Genomic DNA, 19,706 nt, shown 5'->3' with positions numbered 1-19,706 from the left:
AACTATTAGCGGTATGTCTAGTTCAGCTTTGCAGGAGAAGACGCAATTGATACAATGCTTTACACCCACTATGGTGGCAGGCAGTTATGATCTGGCCGTCTCGCAGACCATCACCACCACGCAACCGGTTGATGGCAAATACCTGCCGCCGTCGGGTCCTGTAGCGCAGGCTGCCCTGAAATTTAATATAGATGCAGCGCGGTTTGTACTGAATCCTGCTGACATTTATTCCGTATATCCACCGGCAGGCCAGGGAGGCAACTATACTGAATCGCTGCCGCATATTGTTTTCTCCAGACGTACGCTCCCCTGGGAGAGAACCGTAGATGGTAAACCACCCGTATTTCAACGGGCGGCGAATGAAGCGCCTACCGATGCGCCCCGCAACCCGATTCACAGTCAGCCGGTTCCCTGGATGGCGCTCCTGCTTTTTGAAGAAGCAGAAACGCCGGTAGTCGTTAACCGTAAACTGGCAGAACTGATTAGTCCGGGCCCCGGTATATTAGGCCCTGCCATTGCGGGAGATACCTCCGCAACAGGGCTCCGGCTAATGCCCTGGGAGGATGTGGAAGAGCGTTGTAATTGTATTGACATCACCGCCACGCAGTTCCTGGCATATATACCTGCCTTGAGTGCCGCTGCTTTGCTGGCGCATGCCAAAAAAGTAAGGATCCTCCATAAGGACAAAAACGGGATTGTTGATCTGGATGAGGAAGCAGGAGATACTGCCTTGTTTTCCACCGTAGTGGGTAGCAGGCTGCCTGCCCGCAACCAGCTGAACACCGCTGTGCTGGTATCGCTGGAAGGTTTTCAGGATTATATCGCTGCGGGTAAACCCGGAGCGGCGTTAAAGACAATACCAGCAGGTCAGCCAACCGTACGCATGGCAGCTCTTGCCAGCTGGAGCTTTCACAATTCGGGTGATGCTTCTTTTACCACGTTGATCCATCAGCTGGCCGTGAAACGCCTGCAGATAAATGATACCAGGGTGGACGCCACACTTTCCGGATACCTGGGTGCAGGATATACGGCTATGCCACACCTGACACGGGCCGGTGCCCACACTGCTGCCTGGTATCATGGGCCGCTGGTGCCGCAGCAAACTTACCAGCCTTCAACCGCTATTTCTTTTTCTGTGGCAGATGCTGCCCTGCGCTATGATGCCACTACGGGCATGATGGATATTTCTTTCGCGGCTGCATGGCAACTGGGAAGAATGCTGGGGCTGGAGCGGCAGGCATTTGCAAAGGCCGTTCTGGCATGGCGCATTGCGGTAAAACAGGCACAGATCAGGAAAGATAAAACGGATATAGTCAACACACTAACAGACAAATATCCCGGAAATACCGTCAAGGCTAAGGTGATCAGTTACCTGAAAGGAGCGTATACCACCACCAATAATCCTCCGCCTGAAAACAAGGGGGCAGATACGGCGGTTCCCAAGGAAGTACAGGATTTTTTAGGGCAGTTGTTTTGCCTGAAAGGCATCCCGTTTAAATACCTGGTCCCGGATGAAATGTACCTGGAAAAAGAATCGCTTGCTTTCTTTTATGTAGATGCCAACTGGATCACTGCATTAATGGATGGCGCTTTAAGTATAGGTCGCAGCAACCGGTCGCAGTTGATTATAGACCAGGCGATGGCAGGCAACTTTTTACCGGCTGAATATAACGTACAGCAAAAAGTCCGGATACGGGATAAGGAGTTGCTCATGCTACCTGTTACAGGTTTTCTGCTGAGGTCCGATCTTATTTCGGGGTGGCGGGGCATTGAAATAGCAGCCTATGATAGCAACGGCGCATTACTGCCGGCTTTTCGTTTCGAACGTATCGACAAAGATATTTTCCTGGGCGTATTCAATGGTAATATAGCGAAGATCGTCATTACCCAACCCTATGAAGGACTGCATTTCGGTATAAAGCTGAATAACGGACAGTGGGAGAAAGATCTGAAAACAACGGATAGCAGCGGAGCCATTGTGATCAGTACCGCAGAGAATATAAATGAAGCACTGACAGGATTGATCAACACGAAAAGGATCATTGATATAAACGGACTTGCAGGAGCCATGAAACAACATTTATCCGCAGACATCTTTACCTCGGCTGAATTTGCATTTCAGATGGTAGACAGCCCGGTAAAACATACTGTAACAATAAAGCAAGCCTGATTAAAATTCCAAACAATGAGCAGCAATCAAAGCCTTTTTGTACCCATGTTGGCGGAAGCGCTGGTAGTGTCTATGGATCAGCAGGCACTGGAGCGGCAAAAGATAACCTATGCAGATGTCAGACCCAGACTGGCTTTCTTCGACCAAAGTATATTGGGCGACACGATGCAGGCAGACGGACAACCTTTGCCTGCACCGGATACGGGGATTCATCTGCACTGGCAGCTGCCCAAAGCCCTGAAACATGCTTTTGTAGGGGAGCAGACGGATGCTGATATGGACTTCCCTTATGCCCCAAACAGGTGGATGGTGATCCGATATCGTACAGATAGTGGCGTGAACGCTATTCCGGCAAAGGCCTGGATCATTGAAAGTGATTACATCAACAATATCGATAACCTGGACCTCAGTGAGAGCGATCCCAATTTTTTATCATCGGATAATCAGCAACTGAGTGTGCAGAAGATAGGCCGGTGTCTGGCCTATATACCGGGATATAAAAACACACCTGCTGCCCAGCCTTATCTGACCGCAGTGACGCCCGGCAACCCTTACTTTGCTGCCTTCTATCCCGGTTGCCGGCATGTATTCGGCTTTTATGATGATATGAAAGACGAAGCCGGCACGTTGATAAGCACGGGTACCTTTACCTATGTGATCACAGGCTGGTATGATGATCCTGCAACAGATCCGCTATACCCTTTGCCATTTACAGCGGCCGTAAATCCGGAGCAGGAAATGCAAATGAAAAAGTATCACTGGTTCAAAGAGAAGTGGCAATACAGCGGAACGGATTACCCGGAACAATCTGTTTTTCATGCGGCGGTGCATAGTGTAGCCTGGGCGCCCAATACCCCGCCGGGCGTACCTGCCGGCCCGGTTGGTCTTGCTGTTGGTAATACCGCTGCCGAAGCATTCAGTGCGAAGGTCTTAAAAGAAGCCGTGGCGCCGGAACCGCAGATGGAGGAACTCCTGAATGCATTGCAATACCAGCTGCTGGAAGATGATGAGCATCCTGTGGGGATCGGAAGAATACAAGAAGAAATACATACACGTGGTTTCCACACCCAAAAAGGAGGGATACGCTGGGAAATCAACCGATGTGAATCCGATCATGAGCTGGGAGAAAACGACGCCGCCACACAACAATTTCCTGATCTCCCGGGCGTCAGTAGCCTGTTACAGGACCTGAATAAAAAGCAACAGCAGCTGAACCTGCAGCAGCGCACTTTATTACGCTGGCAACAGGAATATTATTCCCTATGGTACAAGCAGGCCCTTGATACGATTAAAAATTTCAGACAGGATATTGCCTTTAGTGCCAACAAAGAACGTTTACGCGTAGCCGTTACAACAGCCAAAGCCGCGGTTGCACAACTGACGAATGAGGTGGCAGCAGCCCGGCAACAAATCAATGAGCTGGAACCTTTCTGCAGCAGTCCTGCTGTCTATGAATTAAAGCAACAGGAATCACCGGCTTTCTGGGAAGTGAATGACCCGGTGCTGTTGTTATGGGGACAAAGCATAGGAGATACCCATGCGGGGCACCCTACTTCACAGGAAGCGGACATCCGTTGCCGCACGATAGCACAGATCCCCGCCGGTCTGGAGGTAACCATTGAGGATGCCATGACCGTCAGCGTAACGGTGCCTTCCGGTGGGGATACCTTTAAGATGGCCTTGCTGAACAACCTTTCCGGCGATGTGCCGGTAACCGCCATACAGGCTATTTGTTATGAAGCGATGCTTTTTGATCAGTCCTTTGCGTCGGATCTGGCATTGACTGCCTTTAAGATAGCAGGTATCGGAAATGGAAAAGATAAAGCAGACCTGTCAATTATTGCGCTTGGAAAGACCATTGCAGACCTGCAGGCGAACCTGCCGGAGCGTGTAACCACCGGCGCCACCTATCCGGCGCCTGCTTTTGCTATCATGAAATGGCAGCAGGCGTGGCATCCTTTATTCCTGTCGTGGAAAGTAGCCTTTCAACCGGCTTTCGATGATATCCGGTCACTCGATTTTACCCATCATCCTGACTGGTATTTGCAGGATAACCTGTTTTATAGGACCAGTAAAGCCATCCTGCCCGGTGGGCCATCCTGTAGCTTTAATGCGATTACACCCCTATCCAATGCGGTGTGGACGCATTTAAAAAGAATAGCGCCTGACGTAAATAAATATGACGGGCAGTATTTGATGGCGCAATCGCTGGGAGGCTTTCATAAATACCTGCTAATGCAGCAGCCGGATCTGCAGTTCCCGCCATTAAACTATCGTCCGGACAACATATACCATTTTGATTCCGACTATCGGATCAATCAGGAAGAGTTGACGATAACCGGTACAGCAGGATACCGGCTAGGTGTAAACCCCGGACCATTACCAACCGGAGGTAAAGTGATCTCCAACAATTTTTTCCCTTTACGCGCCGGAGAAATGGCGCTGCTGGAACTCCGTATCATCGATGTGTTTGGCCAGGTAAAAAATGTATTGCTCAGTGGCGATGCCAATAACCCCGTGGCTATTACCGCCGGGCAGCTTTCTCCGCTTCCCGGAGCAAAGCTGGCATCCAATAGCGTATCGCTTTGTCCAAGAATCGTACAGCCCAGCCGCATTGCATTCGAATGGCTGGATGCGCAGGATGAAGTGATTTATGCCGGCAGTTATGGGAATAGCAGCCCTGTATTTGGATGGGTCATTCCTCACCTTTTCGATAATCTTCTGATGGTGTATGATCAGGATGGAAAGGAAGTATTGTTGTTACAGCTGACGACGGATCCGGCAAACAAAGGAGGAATAGGGCTGATTAAAAAACCTTTTCCTGGTAGTGATGTGATACCGGCATACAGTGATAACAAGCATTTATCAGATTTCATCAATGCGATCAGCAACCCGGTTGCGGTAGCAGGGTTGATTGATCTGGCCATAAAAGTGAATCTGAAAGTTGCCGGAACGGCCGCATTACAGCATAACGTAGGTGCGTTGATTGCCGGTCAGCCACTGGCCCTGGCCAGATGTGGGGTAGGCCTGGAGTCAATGGGCTTTCCTTTCAACAACCAGGCCTGGGGGAAAGAAAGTAATCCGGATAATGGTGATATCACCGATGTTACCTTCCCTTTGTTCCTGGGAGATTTCAACCGCGATAAAGATGGGTTGGTAGGTTATATGGTAGAAGGTGATCGGGTGCCCGGTTTCAATACCTGCAGTAATGCGCCTGATTTTATCAACAGCACAGATGCCTTTTACCGGAATAGCGCGTCAGTAGGCGTGTCATTGAATCAGTCGTTAAAGGCAATGACTTTACTGCTGGACCCTTCGGCAGGTATCCATATCAGTTCGGGGATATTACCTGTGCATTATCGGGAGCTGCATCCCTATCAGATGAATGGAATATTATCACGACTGAATACAAGTTTTATGGCGGCGCCTTTTCTGGCTGAAAAAGTACAACCAGGTATGCCGGTACCTGCTGCTATTGGCGCCGATTGGACGTGGGTGCATAAAACCGGTGTATCAACCTGGGAACCGGAAGCGGTTGCGCAGGCTTCGAAGGAACAGCCTTCGCGGTTTGTACCCCTGCAGGCTTATGAAGGATGGCTGAAATTTAAACCCAATGCGGGCAAAGATACCTTATCTACTAAACTTACATTTATGGCTGATATAGAAATGGAAAATATAGCTGTACATACGGACCAGCCCACCGTGTTTATAACGGAGCATAAACCGGTAGACATAGAACTGCAGCTATTTCCCTCTGAAGGACAAACCATAGCATTGGCCGGTGCTATTGAAATTGACGGACTTTCCACCATCATAAAGGCGGGAGACTGGGCCTCCTTACAGGTAGACCTGTACGGGTTGGTACCCGGAAAAGATACCGCCAGTCAGATTCCGATTGCCTCTTTTGATGTAGGCAGCAGCCCTGGAAAAATAACGCACATCCTCGGGCGGAAAGTACATTTTACCTTAAGTGTATTGATCCTGAAAATAAAGCGCGCCATTTGTGAGCCGCCGCAGGCTTTACCTGGTTATGCATTACAGGTCAGCTATTTTGATAATCCTGCTGTAAATCCGGATGCCCGACGTGTAACCGTTCCCGTTATCGTACAACAGCAGGGTATACCGGAAGTAATTTTCCGCGCAGACCCACAGGTACTGGCAGGTGGCGCCACCACTACTTTCAGCTGGGCTTTTGCCGATAAAACCATCGATCCCGCTAATGCGGTCTTCTCCATATTTGATGTAGGCAATGCCAAGGATATTTTAGTGGATGGTAGCAAATCTTCCTTTGCAACCAATGTAGGAATCGGCGATCATACCTACCGGCTGACCGTCACCCAGCAGGGCGTCAGCCAAACAAAAACGTTACAGGTACGTGGCCTGAATACACAAACCACCGGCTATATCAATGGTCCCGGATCTGATCAGGAAACCGTATGTAATGTATGTGTGTCCAAAGATGAAAGTATGTTGTTTAGTCTGACTGTTTTTAACAATGAAGGGGGAGATAGTGGTATCGGTTCCATTTATTATACCGCTGACGGGTTTTCAGATGTGTGGACAGAAATAAAACTACTGCCGGGTGAACTGGCTAAGCTGGCGGATTTCGCTACTTCTCCGGTGGTTCACCTGAGAGGCGTCGGCGATACTTTCGGACAACTGATTTTCTGCGGCGGTAGTTATAGTGTGTTGACACAGGTAGCTGCACGTACCGCTATTGCAGACCTGGATACAGGGCTGGTACGCGTGCAGGATTGCAGCTGGCCCGCACGTATGGGGCATAGCTGTGTCGTATTTAATCCTGGTGGAGAAGACAGGATCTGTCTGATCGGCGGCCTGGATGCATTTGGAAATGCATTGCAGGATATGTGGGCTTCTTCGGATGGTATGCATTGGGATAACCTGGATACATCGGGTATGATTAACTCCGCAGCCGATCCTGTTGCGATGCCCTGGAGGGCCCGGTGCTTTTTAGGGGCAGCAGTAGAACGGGAGCCGGTAACGAAAGTAAAGAAAGCGTTATGGATCGGCGGTGGATTTGCAGAAGAAGGAGGCAGGCCGCTGAGTGATATCTGGAAACTGGAAGCGAAAGGCTGGAAACAGATTATGCAATCCAACGATCAGCCGCTGCTTTTCCCGGAACCCTATTTAAATACCGCCCTGGTATTTCTGGGGAAAGATACCCGGAAAAGCACCGGGATTAACTATATGGGGGTTGCCGCTACTGCGGGAAAAGCGCCATTCTTCAGTGCTGTTGAGCTGGATGTCAGCGGCAGGTATCTCTCCCGCGACAGGATAGCGCCATTTGAAGATATGAACAGTGTACCCTTTAATAAAATACTTCCTTTTTATTATAAAAACTGTCTGTGGTTTATGGCGATGGCCTACCAGGGAGACGATGGCGTGGAATATACCGGTGTGTTGAGCTGGTATATCGCCAAACCTGGTTCCGTCATTATACAATCAGACAAGGTGGCGGTTGACATGCAATAATTGTGGAAGGCTTTTAAAAATGATGATATGACTACTATAAAGTTCGATACCATAAAAAAAAGAGCAGGTATAGCTGGCCTGGCACTGATGCTATGCTTGCCGGCCGCCCAGGCACAGCGATATACGACCCTGTTGCCGGATATCGCCGTTAATGCCAGAACTGCGGGTGATGGCAGAGGAGATGCACACCTGGAAGTAAAGGCGAATGCGAATGGGCAGGAAACGGTACGGTCGTTGTTCAAATTCGGATTGGGTATCCTGCCGGAGAATGCCCGGGTAAGTGCACTGCAACTACGGTTGTATGTGCAGCGAAAAACAGATACCCTCAGTGCTTCGCACCAGACAATTACCCTGCTGCAAAGTAATACCCCTGGCTGGAAGGCAGGCGAAGCCGGCTGGAACTATCCCGTTTTTGATTCCACCAGGAAGATTGGTATGTTTCCGATTGTTGCTTCCACGCGTGTTGCCAATATCAAACTGGCGATACCTGCCAGACCTGGCGCTGTCACTGATTTCCTGAAAACGGCGGATACCAGTTTATCCCTGGCAGCCCGCTCTCCGCAGCAGAACCAGGATAATTTTTTCTATGCTGATAAAATGGAAAGTATCGGTGCGCAATATGCCAAGAAGCCGAAGTTGCTGGTACAATATGCTGTGAACATGTATCCTAAGCTGGCTGATTGGTCGCAGCTACGCGGTAATAGTCAGCATAACGGGTACACCGGCTGGATGGCGGATGCATGGACTACGGCGGCCACGATCAATACGCTGTATCGCCCGGAAAAAGGATATATCAGCGGTGCTGATCCGGTTGGTGCGATGGTCGTCTATAACGGGAATCCTGTTGTATTTACACAGGATCCCGCCGGCAGTGCCCCGATACAGGTGGTACAGCTGGATGGTGCAGGTAAAGTGTTATGGCGTGTAGCCATGCCCGAGATAAATAAGTTTTGTCCGCTGATCGATGCAAAGGGACGGATGTATTGTATTACCACTAACCGGTTAATTATTTTTGATCTGAATAATTACGGCAACAAGCTGTTGGATGTGGCATTGGCCGGTTTATTGGGCGATGAGGTGGGAGGCGTGGTGAATACGCCTGCACTGGGATATGACGGCATGCTTTATCTGCCGGCCAGTAATGCGGTAGTAGCGCTCACCCCTTATCCGCGGCTTAAAACACTCTGGCGGTATCCGATCAGCAAAGACAATGAAATGGCCGGTCCGGTATCCCTGAGCAGCAGTGAACGGCATGCATTCTTTATAAAGGTGAACAACAATTACGGCCAGCTGATGGTGCTGGACAATTCCGACGGTACGCCGCTGGACTCTTCTGCACAGCGTCGTTTGAGCACTTATGTATATGATGGATACACGCGGTATATACCTGCACCGGTCATCGCAGATGATTCCAGTATACTGGTGCTGAATGGTTTCGACAATAGTAATGAACTGTACTGTTTCGGCTGGGCAGCTGACAGGGGGCGGTTATTACTGCGAGATGAGATCATAGCAGGACAAACGGGCAATACCGGCATCTCCCAGCCGGTGGCAGATACCCGTGGCAATGTATATTTTGTTTTCAACAACCGGCTGCAACGGTATCGTCCTGCCGACCGGTCGCGGGTGGGGGATGCAGATGAACAACCCCTGGATAATGCCACCCTGCTGGTGACCAATGATTCGTTACAGGTGTTTGCCTGGGATGCGGTCAATAACCTGGCAGCAGGATTCAGTACCAGTGGTCAGGCGATGAGAAGAACTTTTGTGGCAACGCCGGGCGTCGGTGTGGCGCTCAATTTCAGGAAGAATATTGCCCTCGCCCCGGACGGTACGTTGTACAGCGTTAACAATAATTATCTCCTCGCTGTCAAAACAAGTAAAGTCAATGCAGATCTGCTGAACCTGCAGGCGATAAAAAATAATACGCTTTACCGGGCCAATAATCTGATCAACATCAGTGGTACGGTCATTAATACTACCCATGCCATCATCAGTTCCGGAGGTGGTATTGGTTTTCAAAATGGTTTCACGGTTGAACCGGGCGCAAAATTATCTTTTCAATCTGGCTTTAAGTGAGCCGGGAAGTTGTCTCCCGGATACACTTGTAAAAGCATATCAGACCTGCCGGTTAACCGGGTTAGGATCGGCAGGAACTATACTATTCACTACTCAAATTTTTATGTATGAATCACTTCATCATCTCTCCCCAGCAGCGTACATCCAAACTGGCTGTTTTAATCCTGGTATTTATTTGTGGGCTGAGTAATGCCGGATTTGCGCAAAACCCGCTATATATTGATCCTAATGGAAATGTAGGCATAGGTACCAATAAGCCTTTATACCGGTTGCATACCATGGGTAATACCCAGATTGATGGCAACCTGAATGTCAATGGCTTGTTGTTCCTGAATAAAACAGCGCCGGCTGTTGCCAACAGTCAGGGTACTTATTTTTTGTGGAACCGCTCCTGTGTGACGAATGGGCCTTGTTTTGGAGAAACCAATATTATTAATCATGCCGGTGGAGGGGAAGGCGGATTCAGGTTTGAAAATACCAAAAATGGTACAGACATCACTTCGCTGATGACGCTATCAGGGAGTGGTATGCTGGGCATTGGTACCCAACCTGCGCACAGGCTTACCCTGGGTGGCAATGGATCTGTTTTTGGGGTAGACAATAGCGCTTTTTTCGTCGTTAAAAACCCCAGTGGTAATTATGAACCTTATTTATGGCCACGATGGAGTGATAACGCCACTTATCTGAACTATGGTCCGGGTGGGTTTTACATCCGGAATAACGCCAGTGCACCTGCGCTGTTTATGACCAACGACATTCGGTTGGGGATAGGCAATACCGGCCCCTATGGCACATTGGATGTATCGGGAGACATCTACACCAGTATTCATGGTAACCCGGGATATGAACATGATGGATCCAACAGGGGATCAAGACGGATCGGGATGTCATTAAATGCAGATTTTACCGGTATGGAACTGGTAACAGAAGCCTGGGATTGCGGTAATGGCGGCTTGATTAAATTCTTAACCTGGGGCTGCAATGCATCTGTCACCAGAGAAGTGATGCGTATCAACGAAAATGCCAGGGTGGGTATCAATAGTACCAATCCCACTGCCCCGTTGACAGTCGGTAATACTGTTTCCAACGGTTATGCGATTCAGGACCAGGTGACGCAGGTCGCTTATCAATGGAATGCACACGGTGATAATAATCCTATTTTTAATTTAACGAATCGCAGTGGTAACTGGTGTGGTTTTGATCTTTCCATTTATGCCGCCGGTGGTATCATGGGGAGAGCGTTATATGCTTTCTCTGATGCCAGGATTAAAAAAAATATACAGGTCTCCAATCCGGCTACTGCCCTCACTTTGCTGAATAAACTGCGAGTGACCGACTATCAGTATAAAGATCAGGTGGCAAATGGTACCCGTGTATCCAAGGGATTTATTGCACAGGAAGTAGAACAGGTATTCCCGGAGGCTGTCAGTCAACGCGAAGATTTTTTACCGGATATTTTTACAAAACCAGTTAATGCAACTGTGAGTGGCAGCACGTTGAAGGTTACTTTAAAAGCACCGCATCACCTGGTGAGTGGAGATCAGGTGAGACTGATGCTGCAGGAAGCCGGCGCTAAAGATGTGAAGATAGCTGTGGTGGATAGCACCAGTTTTACGGTAGATGACTGGAGCGGATCGGTGAAAGACCTGTTTGTATATGGTAAACAAGTCACAGATTTTCGTACCATCGATTACCAGCAGATATTTGCCCTGGGTATCAGTGGTATTCAGGCTTTATCTAAAGAGGTAACCGCACTTCAAAACGAAAATGTAAAACTTAATCAGGAAAATGCAGCGAACAGGAAACAGTTGTTGGATATGCAGGTGAGATTACTGGCACTTGAAAAACAGCAGGAGTTGAGAAAGTCCGGGAAGCTGGCATCGGCGCAGTGAGGAGATACGTGTAGTGTAATAACACCATGATGGTGCTGGCTTATGCCGCATATTTAAATGCCATAGTAACCTGGATCGATCAGGTTACTATGGCATTTACTATGAATAGATCTGTTTAAGCATGCATGAGATGCGGTTGTAAATCCTGTTCTGTTTCAGGGGTGCCTGTGGGGTGCTTTTCTCCAAAGGTAATAAAGCTCAGACCCAGGTTCAATGCCAGCAAACCTACACTCATCCAGATAACATGATGGATGCCATAGTGCGCGATAATCAGTCCGCCCAGCATGGTACCCAGCGATATACCAATATTATAGCAGGACGTCAGCAGGCTGTTCACAAACTCCAGGGCACTTTGTGGTACCGAACGGGTGGTGCGGATATTACCTATCAGGAATCCGCCCGTGTGAATAGCGCCCCAGAAAGAAAGGATAATCACCATGGGAATAAAGATGCCACCAAAGAAGTAGGCCAGTACCTGTACGAATATGAGCGAAGTGAAAAATATCCGGGTAACCCGCATTACGTTTCTGCTGATAGTGATACCCGTGATCCAGTTACCCAACACACCCATACCACCGAATAGCAGCAGCATCGCGCTGATTTGTACACCATTCATATGCGTCACCTTTTCCATGTAGGCCGCCAGGTAACCATAACTGGAAAACATACCGGCCAGCATGAGAATCGTGGAAATAAGATTCAGCCACAACTGCGGACTTTTTAATACATACAATTGACTGGCGCCCGCTTCTTTCCGGGTAGCAGGCATAGATGGTACATAAAGCAACATACCGATGAAGGCAATCAGGCTGATAAAGCTGGCCAGGAAAAAGGAAGCCTGCCAGTTGTTGAAGAATTCCGCTGCATAGGTGGTGATGGGTACACCCATTACTGTGGCAATACTTACGCCCGACATCACGATGGAAACTGCTTTACTGCCGGATTCCTTGAAAGCCGCTGCCAGTGATATGTTCCAGAAGAGTGGGTGTAAAAATGCGGGCAGGATACGGGCAATCATCAGCACCGTGAAATTGGGCGAGAAGGCCGAAAGCAGGTTGGATACCACAAATACCGCCAGCACCGATGACATCAGTACCTTACGATTGATGTTGGTCGTCAGCGCAGTAATAAATGGCGACGATATGGCTACGGTGAGTGCAAATGCGCTTAACAGCCATCCTGCAGTTTCCAGGGAAACATGAAATACCTGGGCCAGATTGGGTAGTACGCCTATCACGCCAAATTCGGTGGTAATAATGCCAAAGGCTCCCAGCGCCATGGCGTATATGGATTTTTTCATCAGTTTTATTAATTTGAATATTCGAATGTTTCGATATGATTGTGACGGTAAATAAGATGTTGGCCGGGTGAATAAATTATGCTTTTAGGTTATTCAGGAACTGGATGTAGTCGTCCAGTTCTTTTTGGTTGATGACATACTTTAAGTTCCTGCCTTCTTTTTCAGGAATCAACAAGTCTGCATCTACCAGCTGTTTCAGGTGGTGAGAAACGGAGGGTTGGGTAAGCGCCAGCATTTCGGTAATCTCTGCACAATACATACATCCCTGCTTTTTCCTGATTTCCTGTAGGATACTAATCCTGCTGGGATCACTCAATGCACGGGATATGCGCTCGAATTTTTTATTGTCCATATTCAGCAATAAATTTATGCTGGTGCAAATTTATATAAAAAATATAGAAACATATAAATGTTTCTATAAAATTTTTTGACATGATGGTTTATTGTAATGTAATTATCCCGTTGCCGGGGAGTGAAGCACTTCATTAACAGCCGCATACCAGCTGGTTATTAATGAAGTGCTGTTCGATGTAAGGGCGGGATGATCATTGCCGGTACATCCGGCACTGGCATCGGATAAATCATTTCAGGCGGCGGGCGAAATCAATCAGTTACGCTTTTTGGATCCTAACACGTATTTCTTAAAGGTATACTTCCATGGTGTAGCCAGCATCGGCAACACAACCGGCAAAAATACATACGTCATGCCTTCGGCAGACGAACCGGCTAACTGGTTGGTGGTCCATAACGGATAAGCCACTACGATCAGCCAGATGACTTTGTAGCATATTTCCAGCAATACAATCGGTATCATTTTAAGCGGATGTATTAGGCCTAAAATGGATAACAAGGCATAAGATGCCCAGATACTCCAGGCCATTGCGTTCATAGGATCCCAGGTACCTTTGAAGGTAAGGATATAGGTGAGGGAATCCTTCCCCAGAAAAAGAAACATCAATAGAAAAAGCACTCTTAAAAGATAGATATTAATGGGAGGAACTCCTTCCCAACGTTCATAGTCTGGTCTGAAAATGTTCCGGATGCTAAAGGATGATGGTTTTTGGGAGGTTTGCGTTTGTGGTGATTCCATTATTACTGTTTGATTGTTGGGTTGATTTTATCTGTGTGGACAGCGGCGCATTACGCACCTGAAACGACTACCTGAGAAAGTCCTGTGCCGGTGTATTTCGGGAAAGTCTTAACTCGGTCGTTTAAAGATAAAATGTTTTATTGATACATGATAATTAGTTGACAATTGTTTTTTGAAGAGATGGGTGGCTAAAACGATAGGTTGAATGAACACATCTGAACATTTAAATACCTGTTCATATAAAGGGTGGAAGCGGTGCCGGAATGATTATTATGGATGAATACCCCATGATCAATATTATGTTACTAATCATTTCCCCAAACAATTCCCCTGAAAATATCGTTAAAAGAACATCCGACAAAAATTGCTATCCGCTGATAGATGAATGGGAGCGGGCAATGATGTGTTTGCCCGAAGGCTGACGATTCCGACACCCTGTTTATAAGCAGGTTGCAATATGCTTTCCGTTTGCGCTCCGGATAAGATAAGGCATAAACTTTCTCCTGACAGCGGATGCTGGCAGGTACTCGTCTTCACTAAGTCATTAAAATAATTAACTGATGAAAACCATTACTTCAAAATTCGACCAGGTATTGAACGCTTCCACTACTTACGGAAACGTCAACCATGAGCCCGACTCCAGTAAGGAACAGCAACGTAATACACCGGAAAAATCGATGCCCTTTTCGGATCAGATCGGGAACTATCAACGGAATAAGGGAATTCCCACCAAATCTTATGACAACAGTAAAATCTACATTGTAGGCAGTGGCATTGCAGGGCTGTCGGCGGCTTATTACTTTATACGTGACGGACATGTGCCTGCATCCAACATTACTTTTATTGAACAGCTGTCTATTGACGGTGGGTCGCTGGATGGCGCCGGCAACGCCAAAGACGGCTACATCATCCGCGGGGGCCGGGAAATGGATATGACCTATGAAAACCTATGGGATATGTTTCAGGATATTCCTGCCCTGGAGATGCCACCACCCTATAGTGTATTGGATGAGTACCGGCTGATCAATGATAACGATCCCAATTATTCCAAAGCAAGACTGATCCATCAGCAAGGCGTGATCAAAGACTTTAGCAAATTTGGATTGGCGAAGAAAGACCAACTGGCCATTATCAAATTATTACTCAAGAAAAAAGAAGCATTGGATGATATCACCATCGAAGATTATTTCAGTGAATCATTCCTGAGCAGTAACTTCTGGACGTTCTGGCGTACGATGTTTGCGTTTGAGAACTGGCACAGCCTACTGGAATTAAAGCTCTATATGCATCGCTTCCTGCATGCCATAGACGGCTTGAACGACCTGTCGGCACTGGTATTCCCAAAGTATAATCAATACGACACGTTTGTAACGCCTTTAGGCAGATTCCTGAAAGACAAAGGGGTGAAGATTCAGTTAAATACCCTGGTAAAAGACCTGGACATCCAGATCAATACAGACGGCAAAATAGTAAAAGGCATTATTACTACCGTGAATGACCAGGAGGTAAATATTCCGGTAGGGAAAGATGATTTTGTGATTGTCACCACCGGTTCCATGACGGAGGATACTTTCTATGGCGACAACAACAAAGCACCGATCATTGCCATCGACAACCGCACCAGCGGACAAAGTGCCGGATGGAAGCTCTGGAAAAATCTGGCCGCCAAATCGGACGTGTTTGGCAAACCGGAGAAGTTCTGCAGCAATATAGAAAAGTCTTCCTGGGAGTCGGTGACGCTGACCTGTAGACCTTCTGCATTGGTGGATAAGTTAAAGGAATATTCCGTTAATGATCCTTATTCAGGCAAAACGGCCACCGGCGGCATTATTACTATTACTGATTCCAGCTGGCTGATGAGTTTTACCTGTAACCGCCAACCGCACTTCCCCGATCAGCCGGATGATGTGCTGGTGTTATGGGTATATGCCTTGTTTATGGACAAGGAAGGTGATTACATCAAAAAAAGAATGCCGGCATGTACCGGAAATGAAATCCTGGCAGAGCTTTGCTATCATGTAGGCATCATCGATCAGTTAGATCAGGTCGTGGAAAATACGATCGTACACACGGCCTTTATGCCTTACATCACCTCGATGTTTATGCCAAGGGCCAAAGGCGACCGCCCACGGGTAGTACCTGCCGGCTGCAAAAACCTGGGCCTGGTAGGACAGTTTATAGAAACCAATAACGACGTGGTATTTACCATGGAAAGCTCTGTCAGAACAGCCCGCATCGCTGTGTATGAACTACTGAACCTGAACAAACAGGTACCGGATATCAACCCGCTGCAATACGATATTCGGCACCTGCTGAAAGCGACCAAAACACTGAACGACAACAAATCATTTCTCGGAGAAGGGTTGTTGCGCAACATCCTGAAAGGAACTTATTTTGAACATATTTTACCGGTAGGGGAAGCGGAAGAATCGCCGGAGTCTTTTATCGTAGAGCAGGTGAATAAATTCAAGGATTGGATAAAAGGGATTAAGGGGTGAGGAGTGTTTCCGATAAGAAGGCTTGTCAACATTAAATCGTCCCCGTTATATTATTAATTTTAATGGCTATTACTATGAAAAAAAACAAGGAGTGGCTTGCTATTATTGTTGGAGTATCTACGCTCATTTTTGGTATTATTCCAATTGTAGGTAATTCATTTAAAGCGTTATCCAATATAAGACTTCGCAGACTGGGCGATACAACAACAGCCGCCCTCATAACAGAATATAAGGAAAGTAATGTATGGTTGCTTTGTTGCATATTTTTACTGACGGGAGGGTATTATCTTTTGCAAAAAGCGAAGAGAAATCCGATGTTGTTTTTATGGAGCCTCATTGTCGCAATACTAGTTTATTTAATATTAACAGCTTACTTTATCCAGCAGGATTTTCCTGGACCTTCAATGAGATCAGACCTTTTGGCTGAGGTAATGTGGATTACCTTTTATGCCATTTTGTTTCCTGTGATTGGTGATTTTGTGATCACTTCAATTTCAAGAAGGAAATATGATCAGCGGTTTTGGGTAATTACGCTTCCGCACTCCGCCATTTATCTTGTTGTTTGGCCGGCAATGATTGGAGATGTTATCACCATATTAAACGTTGGCAGTAACTAGCTGTACTGAGATATGTGGTGCCACTTTCAAGGGCATAACAATGCTCCATTATGGTGGTGCCACTATGCAGGGTAAATGTTATATCGGCGATCCGGGAATGAAAAAGTGCTGGGATTACCCAGGTATCTGTTGTTCAATGAAAGTGGTACCTTATTGCTGGATAATGCCGATAGGCCCAGCTCGGGGGAGAAACTATTCAAACAGATCAAAAACAAGCTGGCTGCTGTCAGTATCAATCACTAGTGATCAGCACTATTATAGTTTCCTACTGCCCATTCACTGGCCGCTTCAACTTGGCTTCGATCTCCGGCAGCATTTTTTTGTATTGTTCCACATCCCATGTTAATTGAAAACTTTGACTTAAATAGGTAGCCATTGGTGCTAATCCAACAGTAGCCCGCCTTTCGTCTACGTGATCGGGATCTTCCAGTGGTTGTACATAGGATTGCCCGCTTTTGTTGTCTATCGTGATCTGACTGCCATACCGTTGTTTTTTTCCTTGCCGCAGTCTGGTTCTGTCTTCCAGCAAGGCCAGGTTACTGGGTAGTGATTGCCCGTTTTTAACTGCTTGTTGTAGTAATGGGAGGTATTTCAACTGGGTGGCTATATCTGCGTGCTGAATAACCAGAAAGAGGGTTTGACTGCCCTGGAACCCGATTTTTTCAGGACCTTGCCAGCCATATTGATCCAGGATGCTATTTATCTTAACTAGGTTAGCGCTATCTTTTTCTTTAATGAGCACCCATTGGTTTTTATATTCCGGTGATTGGGTGCCATATTTTTTTACAATATCATTTAGTTGAAGTCTGTAATGCTGATCATCTTCATGAATGGTCGCCAGTGTTGCTACCAGCGGTTTGTTTAAGGTGGCCTCAAATACTTGTTTGGTTTTTCGCGCGGCTGCTGCCAGTTTTTTCCAGCGTTTATCGGTATGCAGCAGTGTTAAATCCGGATCTGAGGCAAGTTGATCGTGATAAGGAATGAAGTTGTGATCAGGTACTATCTGTTGTAAGAGGGTAAATGCGGTATCTGGTTCGCTTGCCAGTGTATAGTAACAAACCGTATTATAAGCTACCTGATAAATGACTTCTTTTATGTCACGGTCCTTAATGATATCAAAAGCCCTTTTATTTAAATGAGCGGCGGTGGCATAATCTTTCAGCCGATAAGCAGTATCCGCTTTGCTGATCAGGTTAAAGTAGCTGTCCGGGGCTTGTGCCCAGGTGATAGGATGCATGAGCAGTAATAGTGTTATGAAAAAAAGGAAACGAAAACGCATAGTAGTAATGATAAGACAGGATGGGTAATAGATACTAGTTGCTCCATTTTGCTGTGTAAGGGTCATATTTACATTTTGCTGGCTTGGCATACAAGTTGTCGGAATGGGTGGTATATGCCCGGCAGTCGGTACAAATATACCGATATTCACAATCCTTACAGACTTCAATGGCATCTTTGTTTATAGGCCAAAGTGCACTGATGTTGGTATGGTCAATAACGGATTTAAGCGTCGTGTTTTTGATATTGCCATAACTTTTCTTCATAGACGGACAATTCTTTATTTCTCCTTGTTCGTCAATAGAAATCTTTCTGTTCAGGCAACTGTTAAGGGTAATGTTTTCAATGAACCCTTGTAAAGAAGGCACCTGTAATGATTCCAGATTAATGATGCCACAGCTTTCACAGGAGGTAATGTCCTGTTTTAAGTAAGTCAGATTGGGAGGCTTCGTGGCAGCAGCATTGTTTTTCCGGTAGGCTTCATCAGGGGTATCATAAACAACTAAAGCGGCGATTGGATATTTTATAGCGATTTTACTTAAGCTGGTAAAACCAGTTTTTTCTTTTTTATAACCAAAGAGCAGTTGAACAGATCTGAAATTTTTCCCGGATGTTAAGGCAAGTATAGCTGTGATGTGCCGGGGGGATAGATGGGTAAAGGCGCGTATCTGTATAGCATGACAACCCAGTTCATCCAGTTGGGTGAATATTTTCTGAAAATCGGGAAATTCATCTCTGATATCAATGATGGAATTAGTGATGATAGCAGGATGATCCCATTCCATACTGATGGGAGGAAAGACATCCAGATCGTCTACAATAGCCGCCAGCTCTTTGTTGAGCAGATACCGGATAAATTTTTCGTATTCTGCATAGTCTGCCTCATCTTCCAGCATATCAGCTACCTCACCGATCGTGTGTGTACGCAATTCTGTGAGGATGGTGAAATAAGTATTGTCGACGAAATACAACTTTTTGAGTTGCAGGTCGCATATCATAGTACGGGTATAGCCTTTCACGGGATAACAGTTGGCATATAGATAGAGGTACTTTTCTTTAACCTGGGAGATGCGGATGGCCATGGCTTATTTTTTTGAATAATCAATAATTTTTGAGACTAATTTCTCTGGCTGCGTGTAGCTGATTAAGCTGCTGTACTTTTCGCTGTACATGGACTTATAAAAAGGGTCTGAAGGAATTAAATCATTATAAATGATATGATTATAGAAAATAGGCAGATTAGGCAGATTGCCCTTTTTTATTTTTAGTTGCTTCATCTTTATCATAAA

Annotated in this window: 12 protein-coding genes; 7 read left to right on the top strand and 5 right to left on the bottom strand. The window is 46.6% G+C overall.

The genetic code is table 11. The features are described from left to right. The first annotated feature begins 13 nt into the window (after positions 1–13). From OL444_RS22105 to OL444_RS22090, 4 genes are all read left to right on the top strand, one after another. Positions 14–2,170, top strand: coding sequence for a hypothetical protein (locus tag OL444_RS22105; RefSeq protein WP_264729670.1), 2,157 nt, complete (start codon positions 14–16; stop codon positions 2,168–2,170). A gap of 15 nt (positions 2,171–2,185) precedes the next feature. Next, complete coding sequence (locus OL444_RS22100) at positions 2,186–7,663, top strand: hypothetical protein (RefSeq protein ID WP_264729671.1); 5,478 nt, start codon at positions 2,186–2,188, stop codon at positions 7,661–7,663. Between the two features lie 27 nt (positions 7,664–7,690). Further along, on the top strand, positions 7,691–9,742 hold the full coding sequence (locus OL444_RS22095) for a hypothetical protein (RefSeq protein WP_264729672.1): 2,052 nt from the start codon (positions 7,691–7,693) through the stop codon (positions 9,740–9,742). Positions 9,743–9,849: 107 nt separating this feature from the next. Continuing rightward, the gene (locus tag OL444_RS22090; protein WP_264729673.1) at positions 9,850–11,634 is read left to right on the top strand and encodes a tail fiber domain-containing protein; all 1,785 of its coding nucleotides are present in this window, start codon (positions 9,850–9,852) and stop codon (positions 11,632–11,634) included. A 115-nt stretch (positions 11,635–11,749) separates the two neighbouring features. Here the strand turns inward: OL444_RS22090 and OL444_RS22085 are convergent, their stop codons facing one another. From OL444_RS22085 to OL444_RS22075, 3 genes are all read right to left on the bottom strand, one after another. Further along, complete coding sequence (locus OL444_RS22085) at positions 11,750–12,934, bottom strand: MFS transporter (RefSeq protein ID WP_264729674.1); 1,185 nt, start codon at positions 12,932–12,934, stop codon at positions 11,750–11,752. Between the two features lie 76 nt (positions 12,935–13,010). Continuing rightward, the gene (locus tag OL444_RS22080) at positions 13,011–13,286 is read right to left on the bottom strand and encodes an ArsR/SmtB family transcription factor (protein WP_264729675.1); all 276 of its coding nucleotides are present in this window, start codon (positions 13,284–13,286) and stop codon (positions 13,011–13,013) included. 255 nt (positions 13,287–13,541) lie between these two features. Continuing rightward, on the bottom strand, positions 13,542–14,024 hold the full coding sequence (locus tag OL444_RS22075) for a hypothetical protein (RefSeq protein ID WP_264729676.1): 483 nt from the start codon (positions 14,022–14,024) through the stop codon (positions 13,542–13,544). A 560-nt stretch (positions 14,025–14,584) separates the two neighbouring features. Between OL444_RS22075 and OL444_RS22070 the strand changes: the two genes are divergently transcribed. The 3 genes from OL444_RS22070 (at position 14,585) to OL444_RS22060 (ending at position 17,382) form a co-directional block, all read left to right on the top strand. Next, a complete protein-coding gene (locus tag OL444_RS22070; RefSeq protein WP_264729677.1) occupies positions 14,585–16,522 on the top strand; it encodes an oleate hydratase in 1,938 nt (645 codons plus the stop codon). A gap of 74 nt (positions 16,523–16,596) precedes the next feature. Continuing rightward, positions 16,597–17,139 carry a hypothetical protein gene (locus OL444_RS22065; protein ID WP_264729678.1) on the top strand — a complete coding sequence of 181 codons (543 nt, stop codon included), beginning with the start codon at positions 16,597–16,599 and terminating at the stop codon, positions 17,137–17,139. A gap of 75 nt (positions 17,140–17,214) precedes the next feature. Then, positions 17,215–17,382, top strand: a complete 168-nt coding sequence (locus OL444_RS22060; RefSeq protein ID WP_264729679.1) for a hypothetical protein — start codon at positions 17,215–17,217, stop codon at positions 17,380–17,382. A gap of 22 nt (positions 17,383–17,404) precedes the next feature. Here OL444_RS22060 and OL444_RS22055 read toward each other — a convergent pair whose 3' ends face one another. Both OL444_RS22055 and gwsS read right to left on the bottom strand, forming a co-directional pair. After that, a complete protein-coding gene (locus tag OL444_RS22055; RefSeq protein ID WP_264729680.1) occupies positions 17,405–18,376 on the bottom strand; it encodes a DUF6624 domain-containing protein in 972 nt (323 codons plus the stop codon). Positions 18,377–18,452: 76 nt separating this feature from the next. Then, a complete protein-coding gene (gene gwsS / locus OL444_RS22050; RefSeq protein ID WP_264729681.1) occupies positions 18,453–19,499 on the bottom strand; it encodes a grasp-with-spasm system SPASM domain peptide maturase in 1,047 nt (348 codons plus the stop codon). Positions 19,500–19,706 lie beyond the last annotated feature (207 nt).

Source organism: Chitinophaga nivalis (assembly GCF_025989125.1).
Taxonomy (GTDB): domain Bacteria; phylum Bacteroidota; class Bacteroidia; order Chitinophagales; family Chitinophagaceae; genus Chitinophaga; species Chitinophaga nivalis.
Note: the sequence above shows the minus strand (reverse complement) of the source record. Positions and strands in the feature narration are given on the sequence as shown.

Coding starts and splice junctions, on each gene's coding strand:
- OL444_RS22100 (WP_264729671.1), top strand. CDS start 2,186: ATGAGCAGCAATCAAAGCCTTTTTGTACCCATGTTGGCGGAAGCGCTG.
- OL444_RS22055 (WP_264729680.1), bottom strand. CDS start 18,376: ATGCATCCTATCACCTGGGCACAAGCCCCGGACAGCTACTTTAACCTG.
- OL444_RS22060 (WP_264729679.1), top strand. CDS start 17,215: ATGTTATATCGGCGATCCGGGAATGAAAAAGTGCTGGGATTACCCAGG.
- OL444_RS22085 (WP_264729674.1), bottom strand. CDS start 12,934: ATGAAAAAATCCATATACGCCATGGCGCTGGGAGCCTTTGGCATTATT.
- gwsS (WP_264729681.1), bottom strand. CDS start 19,499: ATGGCCATCCGCATCTCCCAGGTTAAAGAAAAGTACCTCTATCTATAT.
- OL444_RS22105 (WP_264729670.1), top strand. CDS start 14: ATGTCTAGTTCAGCTTTGCAGGAGAAGACGCAATTGATACAATGCTTT.
- OL444_RS22090 (WP_264729673.1), top strand. CDS start 9,850: ATGAATCACTTCATCATCTCTCCCCAGCAGCGTACATCCAAACTGGCT.
- OL444_RS22070 (WP_264729677.1), top strand. CDS start 14,585: ATGAAAACCATTACTTCAAAATTCGACCAGGTATTGAACGCTTCCACT.
- OL444_RS22095 (WP_264729672.1), top strand. CDS start 7,691: ATGACTACTATAAAGTTCGATACCATAAAAAAAAGAGCAGGTATAGCT.
- OL444_RS22075 (WP_264729676.1), bottom strand. CDS start 14,024: ATGGAATCACCACAAACGCAAACCTCCCAAAAACCATCATCCTTTAGC.
- OL444_RS22065 (WP_264729678.1), top strand. CDS start 16,597: ATGAAAAAAAACAAGGAGTGGCTTGCTATTATTGTTGGAGTATCTACG.
- OL444_RS22080 (WP_264729675.1), bottom strand. CDS start 13,286: ATGGACAATAAAAAATTCGAGCGCATATCCCGTGCATTGAGTGATCCC.